At 66.9% G+C, this 13,362-nt stretch carries 9 protein-coding genes; 6 read left to right on the forward strand and 3 right to left on the reverse strand.

All coding sequences use genetic code 11. The features are described 5' to 3' along the window. The 3 genes from DM995_RS22070 to DM995_RS02330 all read right to left on the reverse strand — a co-directional run. A partial coding sequence (locus tag DM995_RS22070) for a TolC family protein (protein WP_232823990.1) occupies positions 1–659 on the reverse strand: 659 nt, incomplete at its 3' end. After that, a complete protein-coding gene (locus DM995_RS02325) occupies positions 656–3,859 on the reverse strand; it encodes an efflux RND transporter permease subunit (RefSeq protein WP_116968367.1) in 3,204 nt (1,067 codons plus the stop codon). The genes DM995_RS02325 and DM995_RS22070, both read right to left, overlap by 4 nt. A 4-nt stretch (positions 3,860–3,863) precedes the next feature. Beyond that, positions 3,864–4,949 carry an efflux RND transporter periplasmic adaptor subunit gene (locus DM995_RS02330; protein ID WP_232823991.1) on the reverse strand — a complete coding sequence of 362 codons (1,086 nt, stop codon included), beginning with the start codon at positions 4,947–4,949 and terminating at the stop codon, positions 3,864–3,866. A gap of 185 nt (positions 4,950–5,134) precedes the next feature. Here DM995_RS02330 and DM995_RS02335 point away from each other — a divergent pair, with 185 nt between their 5' ends. The 6 genes from DM995_RS02335 to DM995_RS21610 form a co-directional block, all read left to right on the forward strand. After that, complete coding sequence (locus DM995_RS02335; protein WP_232823992.1) at positions 5,135–8,344, forward strand: amidohydrolase family protein; 3,210 nt, start codon at positions 5,135–5,137, stop codon at positions 8,342–8,344. A 243-nt stretch (positions 8,345–8,587) separates the two neighbouring features. Beyond that, positions 8,588–10,936 carry a sensor histidine kinase gene (locus DM995_RS02340; protein ID WP_116968369.1) on the forward strand — a complete coding sequence of 783 codons (2,349 nt, stop codon included), beginning with the start codon at positions 8,588–8,590 and terminating at the stop codon, positions 10,934–10,936. Beyond that, on the forward strand, positions 10,936–11,394 hold the full coding sequence (gene tsaE / locus DM995_RS02345) for a tRNA (adenosine(37)-N6)-threonylcarbamoyltransferase complex ATPase subunit type 1 TsaE (protein ID WP_116968370.1): 459 nt from the start codon (positions 10,936–10,938) through the stop codon (positions 11,392–11,394). Before DM995_RS02340 ends, tsaE begins: the two co-directional genes overlap by 1 nt. Then, positions 11,391–12,377 (forward strand): aminoglycoside phosphotransferase family protein, encoded by a 987-nt coding sequence (locus DM995_RS02350; RefSeq protein ID WP_502696563.1) that lies wholly within the window; start codon positions 11,391–11,393, stop codon positions 12,375–12,377. The genes tsaE and DM995_RS02350 overlap by 4 nt, the downstream gene beginning before the upstream one ends. Positions 12,378–12,406: 29 nt before the next feature. Further along, positions 12,407–13,102: a nucleotidyltransferase family protein gene (locus tag DM995_RS02355; protein WP_116970289.1), complete on the forward strand. Its 696-nt coding sequence runs from the start codon at positions 12,407–12,409 to the stop codon at positions 13,100–13,102. Further along, on the forward strand, positions 13,095–13,362 hold a 268-nt coding region (locus DM995_RS21610; protein ID WP_198669232.1), incomplete at its 3' end, for a hypothetical protein. The genes DM995_RS02355 and DM995_RS21610, both read left to right, overlap by 8 nt.

A 13,362-nucleotide genomic window follows, 5' to 3' on the forward strand; every position in this document is an offset into this window, starting at 1 on the left:
CGCCCGGCGGCGAACAGCCGCTGGGTCAGGTCGAGCGTCCGCTGCTGTGTCGCCAGCGATTCGCGTGCGATATCGGCCTGCAAACGGTTGGAGCAGGCAAGCGCATAGGTGCGCGCGACCTCGGCGGCGACGCTGACCCGCGCGGCATCGAGATCGGCCGCAGCCGCCAACGCATCGCCGCGCGTCGCCTCGACCGAGCGACGGATGCCGCCGAACAGATCGATTTCATACGAAGCGTCGCTGGCGAGCTGATAGAAATCGAAGGTCAGCGGATCGGGCGGGGCAAAGCCGACCCCGGCATTGGCGCCGGTGCCGACCTGGTTGGTGTTCGCCGATCCTTGTGCGCTGATGCTCGGCAGCTGCCGAGCCCGCGCCTCGCGGATGAGTGCGCGAGCGCGGCGCAGGTTCGCGCTCGCCTCGCGCACCGAGGTGTTGCGCTGCAAAGCCTTGGTGACGAGTGAATCGAGCGCCGGATCCTCGAACAACCGCCACCAGCCTTCGGGCAGGGGAGCGGTGGCGAATCGCGGATCGGCGCCTTCGGCAAAGCCCTGTGCGGCGCTTGCCGGCGTGGCGGGTCGCTCGAAATCGGGGCCGACGGTGCAGGCCGCCAGCGTCGCGCTGAGCGCTGCGGCGCCGAAAAGACGGAATTTCAGGATCATGGCTGGTTGCCCTCCAGAACGGGCTGGGCGGGGGCAGCCGGCGGCGGATCGTCCTTGCGGCGGCGACGCGACCAGGCCTTGATCCGCTCTTCGAGCGAACGCACCATCACGTAGAAGGCGGGGGTGAACAGCAGGCCGAAAATCGTCACGCCGATCATCCCGAAGAACACCGCGATGCCGAGCGCCTGGCGCATCTCGGCACCCGGGCCGGTCGAGATGACCAGCGGCAGCACGCCCAGGATGAAAGCGAGCGAGGTCATCAGGATCGGGCGCAGGCGCTGCGCTGCCGCATGGCGTGCCGCTTCGAGCACCGACTGGCCGTGATCCTCGTTATGCTTGGCGAATTCGACGATCAGGATCGCGTTCTTCGCCGCAAGACCGATCAGCACGACCAGCCCGATCTGTGTCAGGATATTGTTGTCGCGCCCCATCAGGTTCACCCCGAGGATCGCGGCCAGCAAACACATCGGCACGATCAGGATCACCGCCAGCGGCAGCACCAGGCTTTCATATTGCGCGGCGAGCAGCAGGAAGACGAAGATCACGCCGAGCGCGAACACCAGAATGCCGGTATTGCCCGCGGCCTTCTGCTGATAGGCGATCTCGGTCCATTCGAAATCGAAGCCCTGTGGCAGGACCTTGCGCGCCAGCTGCTCCATCGTGTCGAGCGACTGGCCGCTCGAATAGCCGGGCAGCGTGTCGCCCTGCAGTTCGGCCGCGCGATAGAGATTGTAGCGCACCACGCGATAGGCCCCCGAATCGTTGCGCAGGCTCATCACCGCGTCGAGCGGAACCATCTGTCCGGTCGACGAGCGGGTGCGCAGCCGTCCGATATCGGAGATGTCGTCGCGATACGGCGCGTCGGCCTGCGCGGTCACGCGGAAGGTGCGACCGAGGAAGTTGAAGTCGTTGATATAGCTGGAGCCCAGATAGGTGCCGAGCGTCGCGAAGATATTCTCCACCGGCACGCCCAGCTGTTCGGCGCGCGCACGGTCGATATCGGCGAACAGGCGCGGCGTGCGGGTGTTGAACGTGGTGAAGGCGCCTGCAATCCCTTCGGCCTGACCCGCTGCGCCCATCATCGCGAAGGCCGCGCCTTCGAGCGCCTGGAGCCCGGCATTGCCGCGATCCTCGATGATCATCTTGAAGCCGCCACCCGTGCCCAGGCCCGAGACCGGGGGCGGGGCGATGACGAGGATATTGCCCGCCGTGATCTGCGCCATGGCACCGAACAGCTCGCCCGCCAGCTCGGTCGCGCCGATGCGCGTGCCGGCGGGCTTGAGCGTGATGAAGATCGCGCCGGCATTGGGAGCATTGGTGAAGGTCGCGCCGTCGAAACCGGCAAAGGCGATGGTGCTGATGACATTGGGATTCTTGAGCGCGATCGCCTGCGCTTCCTCGAGCGTGGCGGTGGTGCGCTGGAGCGAGGCACCCGGCGGCATCTGGACCACGCCGATGAGATAGCCCTGGTCCTGCGCGGGGATGAAGCCCGCAGGCGTGGCGGCAAAGCGCCATCCGGCTACCGCGATCAGCGCAAGATAGGCGATCCCCATGAACATCAGGCTGCGGATCGTGCGCGCGGTGAGGCGGCCATAGCGCTCGGACAGGCTCGCGAATCCCCGGTTGAACCCTCGCGCGAAGCGCGCGCCCCATCCGCGCCAGCCGGGCGCGATGTCCTTGTCCTCATGGCTGCGCGGACGAAGCAACAACGCGGCGAGCGCGGGCGACAGCGTCAGCGACACGAAGGCGGAAAAGGCGGTCGCGCCCGCGATCGTCACCGCGAACTGCTGGTAGAAGGCGCCCGAAATGCCGGGAATGAAGGCGGTCGGGATGAACACGCCGCACAGCACCAGCGCGATCGCGATCAGCGCGCCCGACACCTCGTCCATCGTCTTGTGCGCGGCGGCGAGCGGGCTCAGCCCCTCTTCCTCCATCAGACGCTCGACATTCTCGACCACCACGATCGCGTCGTCGACCACGATGCCGATGGCCAGCACCATGCCGAACAGCGACAGGCTGTTCAGCGAGAAGCCGAGCGCGGCGAGCACCGCGATCGCACCCGCGAGCGCAATCGGGATGGCGACGATGGGGATCACCGCCGCGCGCCAGCTCTGCAGGAACAGCAGCACGACGATCGCGACGAGGATGATCGCCTCGACCAGCGTGTCCTGCACCGCCGCGATCGACGCCTCGACATAGCTGGTCGGGTTATAGGGGATGCTGTACGCCATGCCCGGCGGGAAATTGCCTTCGGCCCGGGCAAGCTCGTCCTCGACCGCCTTGGCGACGGTGAGCGCGTTCGATCCGGGCAGCTGCGAAATCGCCAGCGCGACCGTGGGCTTGCCGCTGGCAAAGGCGTTGACGCTGTAATCCTGCGCACCCAGCTCGATCCGCGCGACGTCGGCAAGCCGGGTCAGCGCCAGGCCATCGCGCTTGATCACGATCTGGCCGAACTCTTCGGGCGTGCTCAGGCGTCCCTGGGTCTGCACGCCCAGCTGGAATGCCGTGCCGCCGCTGTTGAATGGTGGCTGGCCGATCGAGCCTGCCGAAACCTGCGCGTTCTGCGCGCGAATCTTGCCGACGATCTCGTCGACGGTGAGGTTGCGGCTCGCCGCCAGCTCGGGGTCGATCCAGACGCGCATGTTGTAATCGCGACCGCCGAACAGCCTTGCCGAGCCTACCCCCTCGATGCGCGAAATCCGGTCGATGATCTGCAGCGTCGCATAGTTGCTGATATAGGGCTGGGTCAGCGAGCCATCGGGCGAGTAGAAATTGGCCACCATCAGCAGGTCGGGCGAGTTCTTGCGCACCGTCACGCCGATCTGGCGCACCTCCTGCGGCAGGCGCGGTTCGGCGCTGCTCACCCGGTTCTGCACCAGCACCTGCGCCTGATCGACATTCGTGCCCTGGGCGAAGGTGACGGTGATCGCGAGATTGCCGTCGCCGGTCGAGGACGACGACATGTACAGCATGTCCTCGACACCGTTGATCGATTCCTCGAGCGGCGCCGCGACCACATCGGAGATCGTCTCGGCGCTCGCGCCCGGGAAGCTCGCGCTGACCACAACGGTCGGCGGTGCGATCTCCGGATATTGCGAAACCGGCAGCGTGGGATAGGCGACCACGCCGAAGATGACGATCAGGATCGACAGCACCGCCGCGAAGATCGGGCGGTCGATGCAGAAATGGGCAATGCGCATCGGCTTAGCTCGCCGTCGCCTGGGCGGGGGCCGGGGCAGAGATCGGCCGCGCGATCGGCGCATCGTCCTTGGCGCGGGCCTTGATCTGGCCCTTGCGCGGGGTCACCACCATGCCGGGCTGCATCCGCGTGAGCCCGTCGATCACGATCCGCTCGGTCGGCGCAAGCCCCTCGCGGATCACGCGCAGCCCTTCCACCATCGGACCGGTCTGGACCGGGCGCGGCGCCACCTTGTTGCCCTTGCCCAGCACGAAGACGAGCTTGCGCGTCTGATCGGTGATGATCGCCTCGTCGGGCACCAGCAACGCCTTGTAGGTGCCCGATCCCAGCAGCCGCGCGCGCCCGAACATGCCGGGGACCAGGAAGCCCTCGGGATTGTCGACCATCGCATAGGCGGTGATCGTGCCGGTATCGGGACTGATGCCGTTGTTGAGAAACGCCATGCGGCCGCGCCAGCGGAAGGTGGGTTCGTCGGCCAGCTGGATCTCGACCGGATTGGGGGCATAGCGCGAACTGCGCCGCTCGCCGCCGGCATCCTGGCGGATATATTTGAGATAGAAGGATTCAGCGCCATCGAAGCTGAAGCGGATGGGATTCATGCGGACGATGCGCGTCAGCTCGGTCTGGCCGGCGGTGACGAAATCGCCGACATCGACCATCCGGTTCGACGCACGACCCGCGATCGGCGCACGGATTTCGGTAAAGGAAAGGTCGAGCTGCGCTGCCTGACGCCGCGCCTGCGCCGCCGCCAGCGAGGCGCGCGCGGTCCGCAGATTGGCAGCCAGCGTGTCGGCTTCCTCCTTGCTGATGGCATCGAAGCTGACCAGCTCGCGGCCACGCGTTGCCTGGGCCTGGGCATTGGTCAGCGCGGCGCGCGCGCTGGCCACGCTGGCTTCGGCTTCGGCCAGCGCGGCGCGGAAGGGACGCTGGTCGATGACGAACAGCAGCTGCCCCTTGCCGACATCGCCGCCATCGCGGAAGGCGACTCGCGAGATCGGGCCGGACACCCGCGCCACCAGCTGGACGTCCTCGTCTGCGGTGAATCGGCCGATATATTCGTCCCAGTCGACCACCTCGCGCTGCAATGGCACCGCAACGGTTGCTGGCGAAAAAGCCTGCCGCAAAAAAGCCCGCCAAGGCCGACGGCTGACGTTTCGCTAAGGACTGAGCGGACGGGCCTTCTGCTCGTCCGCCGCCACTCATCGTTTTCCGGTTGCGCTTGGCGGCAGCGCGGCTAGCCTCCCCGTATACGAATAAGAATCCGGGGAACATCACCATGAAAGCACTGCGTTTTTCCGTCGCCCTTGCGGCGCTCGCCATCGCCATGCCTGCGCTGGCGCAAAAGGCCCCGTCGGACAAGCCCGCCGCCTGGGATGTCAACGCGCCGCCGATGAAGACCCGCGCGATCCCGATCAAGGTGGACGAGGGCACCTGGATGAACCTCGATGTCAGCCCCGATGGCAGTCGCATCGTCTTCGACCTGCTCGGCGACATCTACACCATGCCGATCACCGGCGGCGCGGCGACGCGGATTGCCGAAGGGCTGGCTTATGAACAGCACCCGCGCTTCTCGCCCGATGGCAGCCGCATCGCCTTCACCTCGGATCGCGGCGGCGGGGACAATATCTGGATCATGAACGCCGATGGCTCCGACAAGCGTCAGCTGACCAAGGAGAGCTTCCGCCTGCTCAACAATCCGAGCTGGAGCCCCGACGGCCAGTATATCGTCGCGCGCAAGCATTTCACGACCGGGCGATCGCTCGGCACGGGCGAGCTGTGGCTCTACCATGTCAGCGGCGGCAACGGCGTGCCGCTGGTCAAGCGCCCGAACGAGTCGCATCAGAAGGAGCTGGGCGAACCGGTGTTCGCAGCCGATGGCGCGGGCATCTATTACAGCAAGGATGCCACCCCCGGCCCGATCTTCGAATATGCGCAGAACAGCAACGCGCAGGTCTTCGTGATCGACCGCTATGACATGGCAAGCGGCAAGGTCGAGCGCGTCACCGGCGGTCCGGGAGGCGCGGCGCGACCCCAGCCGTCGCCCGATGGCCGCTATCTCGCCTTTGTCCGCCGCGAACGCGCGAAGACCAAGCTCTATGTCCGCGACATGCAGAGCGGCGAGGAGCGCAAGATCTATGACGACATGGACCGCGACGTCCAGGAAACCTGGGCGGTGCACGGCGTCTATCCGAACATGGGCTGGATGCCCGACAGCAAGCGGCTGGTGTTCTGGGCGGGCGGCAAGATCCGATCGATCGACGTCGCCAGCGGCCAGGCGAGCGTGATCCCGTTCAGCGTCAACGACACGCGCACGATCGTCGACCCGATCCGCCCGCAAAAACCCGTCGCGCCCGATCTGGTGACGGTCAACATGCCACGCTTTGCCAGCGTCTCGCCCGATGGCAGCCGCATGGTGTTCGAGGCTTTGGGCAAGCTGCACCAGCAGCCGGCATCCGGCGGCACCGCGCAGCCGCTCGTTACCAATGGCGGCAGCGATTTCGAGCTGTTCCCGAGTTTCTCGCGCGACGGAAGCCAGATCGTCTATGTCAGCTGGGATGATGCGCGGCTGGGCGAACTGCGCGTGGTGGGCGCTGCCGGCGGCGAGGCGCGCACGATCAGCAGGACCCCCGGCCATTATCGCCGCCCGCAATTCTCGCCCGATGGCCGTTCGGTCGTCTATGAGGCGGGCAGCGGCGGAGGCCTCACCTCGGATGCCTGGGGCGTGCAGCCGGGCATCTATCTGCTCGATATCGCCAGCGGCCAGACGCGCCGCATCACCCAGGAGGGCAGCGAACCGCATTTCGGTGCGACCGGCGACCGCGTCTATTTCAGCAAGTTTGCTGGCGGCAAGCTGGCTCTGGTCAGCACCGATCTCAACGGTGAGGCCGAGCGCACGCATGCCAGCGGCGAGCTGGTCAGCGGCTATGCGGTCGCACCCGATGGCAAGATGCTGGCCTTCCGCCAGAATTATGCCGCGTTCGTCATGCCGTTCATGGCGGGCGCGGTGGATCTGGGCGCGGGCAAGGGCGGCGGCGCGCTGCCTGCGGTGCAGGTGAGCGAGGGCGGCGCGACCTTCCTGCAATGGTCGCATGGCGGTCGCCAGCTCAACTGGTCGCTGGGGCCGGTGGTCTATTCGGCTGACGCGAGCAGGGCGATCGCGAGCGGCCCGGTGAGTAAGGCCGACGCCAAGTTCGCGCCGCCAAAAACCGGCGTGGCGATCAATGTCAGCGCGCCTGCGGACAAGCCTAGCGGTACGGTCGCGTTCACCAATGCGCGCATCGTCACGATGGCGGACGAACAGGGCGGTATCATCGAGCGCGGCACGGTGGTGGTGCGCGACAATCGCATCGTCGCGGTCGGCGCGAATGTCGCGGTGCCTGCGGGCGCGCAGACGGTCGATGTCGCGGGCAAGACGATCATCCCCGGGCTGGTCGATGCGCATGCGCACGGGCCTCAAGGGTCGGACGATCTGGTACCGCAGCAGAACTGGAGCGCGGTGGCGCATCTGGCGATGGGGGTGACGACGATCCACGATCCGAGCAACTCGGCGTCGGAAATCTTCCCGGCGGCGAGCTATCAGCGCGTCGGCAAATATCTCGCCCCGCGCATCTTTTCGACCGGCGAGGTGGTCTATGGCGCCAAGGCTGCGGGCATCTTTGCCGAGATCGACAGCCTTGCCGATGCGCGCGCGCACACCAGCCGGCTCAAGCTCCAGGGGGCGCAGAGCGTCAAGAACTACAACCAGCCGCGCCGCGAACAGCGCCAGCAGGTGGTTGCTGCCGCGCAGGCCGATGGTCTGGCGAGCGTTGCCGAGGGCGGATCGCTGTTCAGCCAGGACATCACGATCATCGCCGATGGCAACACCACGCTCGAGCACAATATCCCGCAGGAACGGCTTTACGAGGACGTGCGCAGCTTCTTCGCGCAGAGCAAGGTCGGATACACGCCGACGCTGGTGGTGACCTTTGGCGGCATGGGCGCGGACCCCTATTGGCGCTCGCACACCGATATCTGGCAGCACCCGATCCTGAGCCGCCATGTCCCGCGCCGCAAGCTGGAGGCGACCAGCGTCCGCCGCGAGATCGGGCCAGAAGAGGATTATGCCGACACGGCCTCGGCGCGCGAAGCGGCCGAGCTCGCCCGGCGCGGCGTGCCGGTGGGCATCGGCGCGCACGGCCAGGAGGAGGGGCTCGCCTCGCACTGGGAGCTGTGGAGCTTCGTCAAGGGCGGCATGACGCCGATCGAGGCGCTGCGCACCGCGACGATCAGCGGCGCACGCTCGCTCGGTTTCGACAGGGATATTGGCTCGATCGAGCCGGGCAAGCTCGCGGACATGGTGGTCATCGATGGCGATCCGGTGGCGGATATCCGCCAGTCCGACCGTATCACGCATGTGATGCTCAACGGGCGGCTGTACGAGGTGCCGACGATGAACGAGACGCTGACCGGCACGGCAAAGCTGCGAAAATGGTATTGGGAGCAGTGAACGCCCGACCCTGACCCACAAACGTCGCCCTGAACTTGTTTCAAGGCCCATTTCTGCCCAATACGCTTCGGCTGCCGGGGCCTGATGGTTCCTGAAACGAGTTCAGGATGACGAGTTGTGATCCGGGATGTGAAATATGCACAACATCGCCAGCTTGCCGGTTTTGCACCAACCCCAATCTGCGCTACGGCCCATCACGATGACGCGGACGCCTGTTTCACCCCCTGAACCGATGAGTCGCTTATGCTGGTGAGCAATGGCGGCCTGTTCGTCATCGCGCTCGTGCTGGCGCTGTGGACGGGCGCCGCGATCTGGGCGCTGATCACCGGACTGCAGATGCGCCGCGCCGCGGGCACCGCACGGCGGCAGTTGCGGCGGCTGACCCGGCTCATCGATTCCGGCCCTGCGATCCCGCTGATCGTGCGATCGGATTCACGGATCGAAGGTCCCGAGCGCGTGGCGCGCTGGCTGGGGCTGGAAAAGCTGCCGCCCTATCTCGCCGAACTCAGCCAGGAGGCGCGCGGCCTTCCGCGCGAGACGCTCGACCAGCTGGGGCAGAAGATCACCACCGCACAGAAGAGCGGCGCGCCGTTTGCGATGGCCGTGGCCGCCGCCGGATCGAACCGCAGATTGCGCATCGAGGGCCGGCTCGCCGATCCGCAGACGATCGCACCCGGCGCGGTGCTGCTGTGGTTCTACGACGCGACCGAGAGCGAGACGCGCATGGCGGCGCTGGTCGAGGCCGAGGCCGAGGCGAAGCGCGCATTCGACGCGCTGTCGGGGCTGATCGAGGCCGCGCCGATTCCGATGTGGTTCCGCCGCGAGGACCTGTCGCTGCTGCTCGTCAACAGCGCCTATGTCGAGGCGGTGGGCGGCACCAGCGCCGCCGATGTGGTCGAAGCCGGACAGGAACTGGTCGAGACGGTCGATGGGCTCACCCCGCTCGCGGTGGCGGCGCGTGCGTTCGAGAGCAACACGCCCTCCCGCCGCACGGTGACCACGACGATCGCGGGCACAAGGCGCGCGATGGAGGTGGTCGACCTTCCGATCCGCGGGCGCGGCATCGCAGGCTATGCCATCGATGTGCACGACCTGATCCTGGCGCGCCAGGCGACCGAGCGCTTCCGCGATGCGCAGCGCGATATGCTCGACAATCTGTCGGCGGGCGTGGCGCAGTTCGATGCGCAGCGCCGGCTGATCTTCGTCAACCAGCCGTTCGTGCGCATGTTCCAGCTCAAGCCGCAATGGCTGCAGGACGGGCTCGAATTCGAGCGGTTGATCGACCGGATGCGCGAGGCGGGCCGCGTTCCGCAGGTGCGCGATTTCCCCGCCTGGCGCGACGAGAAGCGCGAATGGTTCCAGTCGGCGGCGCCGGTCGAGGATAGCTGGCTGATCGCCGATGGCACGCATCTGCGCGCGATTGCCCAGCCGACGCCTGACAACGGCCTGCTGCTGATCTTCGAGGACCGCACCGAGCAGGTCCAGTTGGCGAGCGCACGCGATACGCTGCTGCGCGTGCGCACCGCGACCTTCAACAATCTCTACGAGGCACTCGCGGTGTTCACCTCGGACGGCCGCCTGCACCTGTGGAACACGCGGTTCGGCGCGGTGTGGGAGGTCGACGAGGCCGAGCTTGCCAAGCATCCGCGCGCCGACGAACTGCTCAAGGCCATCGCGCCGCAGCTCAAGCGCCCCGCGCAGATCTCCGCGCTGCGCGAGGTGATCCGCTCGGCCACGCTCGATCGGACGCAGCGTGCCGGGCAGCTGGTGATGAAGGATGGCCGGGTGTTCGATTTCGTCGGCATTCCGCTGCCCGATTCGAGCGCGCTTTTCACGATGATCGACGTGTCCGACGCCAAGCGCATGGAAGACGCCTTGCGCGAGCGCAACGAGGCGCTGGTCGAAGCCGATGCCATCAAGACCAAGTTCCTCGCCAACATGAGCTATGAATTCCGCACGCCGCTGACCTCGATCGGCGGCTTTGCCGAGCTGCTCGCGAGCGGGGTGGCGGGGCCGCTGTCCGAACAGGGTCAGGAATATGCCAAGGCGATCATCGATTCGGTCGAGCGGCTGTCGGCGCAGATCAACATGGTGCTCGATCTGAGCCAGAGCCAGGCCGGCACGTTGCCGCTCAAGCGCGAGCCGACCGATATCGGTGCGCTGCTGGTCGATGTCGCCAAGGGCGTGGCCGGGCTCGCGGGCGGGCGCAACATCGCGCTCGAGGTCGACGTGAATGGCGGGCCGGGCATGGCCGAGGTCGATCGCCAGCGCTTTGCCCAGGCGATCACCGCGGTGGTCGACAATGCGCTGCGCTACACCCAGGAGGGCGGCCGCGTGCTGCTGCTCGGCGACCGGTTCCGCAACAAGCTGCGCATCGTCGTCTCGGACAACGGCCCCGGCCTCGATGCGCGCGCGCAGGCGCGTGCGCTCGATGGCGTGCTCCAGGCGGACGAGGCGGGCGGCAAGCCGGTGACCAAACGGTCGGGCCTGGGCCTGCCACTGGCGAAGAACCTGATCGAGGCGCATGGCGGGCGGATGGAACTGGTCAGCGAGCCCGGCGCGGGCACCATCGTCACCATATTGATGCCGTGATGCTGACCGTCGGTTCGATCGATGCGATGCAGTTTCTGGGGCAGCAGCTCGCCGATGCTGCGCGCCCCGGCGACATCATCGCCCTGTCGGGCGATCTGGGCGCGGGCAAGTCCACCCTCGCGCGCGCGATCCTCACCGCTTTGGGCTTTGCGGGCGAGGTACCCAGCCCGACCTTCGCGCTGATCCTGCCCTACGACCCGCCCGAGGTTCGCATCCCGGTCATCCACGCCGATTTCTACCGGCTCGACGGCGCGATGGAGCTCGAGGAACTCGGGCTCGATGCGGGCGATCCTGCGTTGCTGATCGCTGAATGGCCCGAGCGGGTCGGCGGGTTGGCGGGGCACGATACGCTGCAATTGCGGATCACCGGAAGCGATGCTAGCGAGCGCCGGATCGACGCGCAGCCCGGCCACAACTGGCGGGCGCGCTGGCAGCAGATTGCAGGTAGATGGTCTTGAGCGAGCGTGAACAGCTGATCCGGAACTTTGTCGATGCGCAGGGTTGGGCGGAGGCCGAAATCCTGCCGATTCCGGGAGACGCGTCGTTCCGGCACTATTTCCGTGTGGTCGAGCCCGAGCGCCGCGCGATCCTGATGGACGCGCCGCCGCCCGAGGAGGACCCGCAGCCGTTCATCCATGTGGCGCGCTATCTGACCGCGCAGGGCCTGCGCGCGCCCGAGATTTTCGGTGTCGATGCAGGGCACGGGCTGGTGCTGCTCGAGGATTTCGGCGACGCACGGATGCGCGAGACCGTGGACGCGGGCGATGCCGAGACCGAGCGCGCGATCTATCGCAAGGCGATCGAGACTCAGGTCGAGCTTCACCTCCGCCCGCCCGCCGACGTGCCGCCTTATGACCGCGCGGTCTATCAGCGCGAGGCGGCCTTGTTCACCGAATGGTATTGCCCCGCGCGTGGTCTCGATGTCGATGCCGAAGGCTATGCGAACGCCTGGGATGCTGTGCTCGATGGAATGGACCTGGCAGCGCCCAAGGTCACCGTGCTGCGCGACTATCATTCGGAAAACATCATGCTGCCGCCCGATGGATCGCAGGGGCTGATCGATTTTCAGGACGCGCTGGTTGGCGATCCGGCCTATGATCTTGTCTCGCTGCTGCAGGATGCGCGGCGCGACGTGTCCGAAGAGGTCGAGGCCGAAATGCTGGCGCATTATCGCGACCTGGCGACGCCCGCTTATGATTTCGACACCGCCTATCATGTGCTGGGCGCGCAGCGGAATGCCAAGATCATCGGCATTTTCGTGCGGCTGTGGAAGCGCGACGGCAAGCCGCGCTATCCCACGATGATCCCGCGCGTGTGGAGGGCGATGGAGCGCGACTTGAAGCACCCCGCGCTCGGGCCCGTCGCAGCGTGGTTCGAGGCCAATATCCCTGCCGATCTGCGCGACCCGGCGGGGGTTCTCGGCGGAAGGTTCGACCTGTGAGCGACACCCCCGCCTTCGCCCGCACCGCGATGGTCATGGCCGCAGGGCTGGGCAAGCGCATGCGCCCGCTGACCATCACCACCCCCAAGCCGCTGGTGCGCGTCGCGGGAAAGCCGCTGATCGACCATGTGCTCGATCATCTGGGCCAGGCGGGGATGCAGCGGGTGATCGTCAACGTCCATTATCTCGCCGACGCGCTCGAAGCGCATCTGAAGGCGCGCGAATGGCCGTTCGAGCTGCTGATCTCGGACGAGCGTGACCTGCTGCTTGAAACCGGGGGCGGGCTGGTCAAGGCGTTGCCGATGATCGAGGAAGACCCGTTCTTCTGCCTCAACAGCGACAACGTCTGGCTGGAAAGCGCGCGGTCGTGCTTCGACGAGCTGCGCGCCGCCTGGGACGACGAGCGGATGGATGCGCTGCTGCTGCTGGTGCCGCACAGCCGTGCCAACAATTACAAGGGCGTCGGCGATTTCCATCTCGACCAGATGGGCCGCATCCGCCGCCGCAAGCCGGGCCATGTCGCGCCCTATATCTATACCGGCATCCAGCTGCTCTCGCGCCGCCTGCTCGCCGATCCGCCGCAGGGCGCATTCTCGACCAATGTGCTGTGGAACCGCGCGATGACCGAAGGCCGTGTCTACGGGATGTCGCATCTTGGCCTCTGGTTCGATGTCGGCACGCCCGCCGCGATCCAGCCCACCGCAGAGGCGCTGCTGGATGCCTGAGCCGCGCCAGCCTGCTGTCTATGCCATCGGGGCGCAGCGCGGGTTTGCGGATGTTCTCGCAGATGGGTTGCTCCAGCGCTTCGGCGGCGATCCGATGGGGTTAGCGCGCGCGACGCTGCTGATCCCCAACCATCGCGCGGGACGCGCGATCACCGAGGCGCTGGTGCGCCATGCCGCCAATGGCCTGCTGCTGCCGCGCATGGTGCTGATCGGCGATATCGATCTCGACGAGAGCCTCGGCGCGCTGCTCGACCCGCTGG

The organism is Blastomonas sp. UPD001, assembly GCF_003426715.1.
GTDB lineage: Bacteria > Pseudomonadota > Alphaproteobacteria > Sphingomonadales > Sphingomonadaceae > Blastomonas.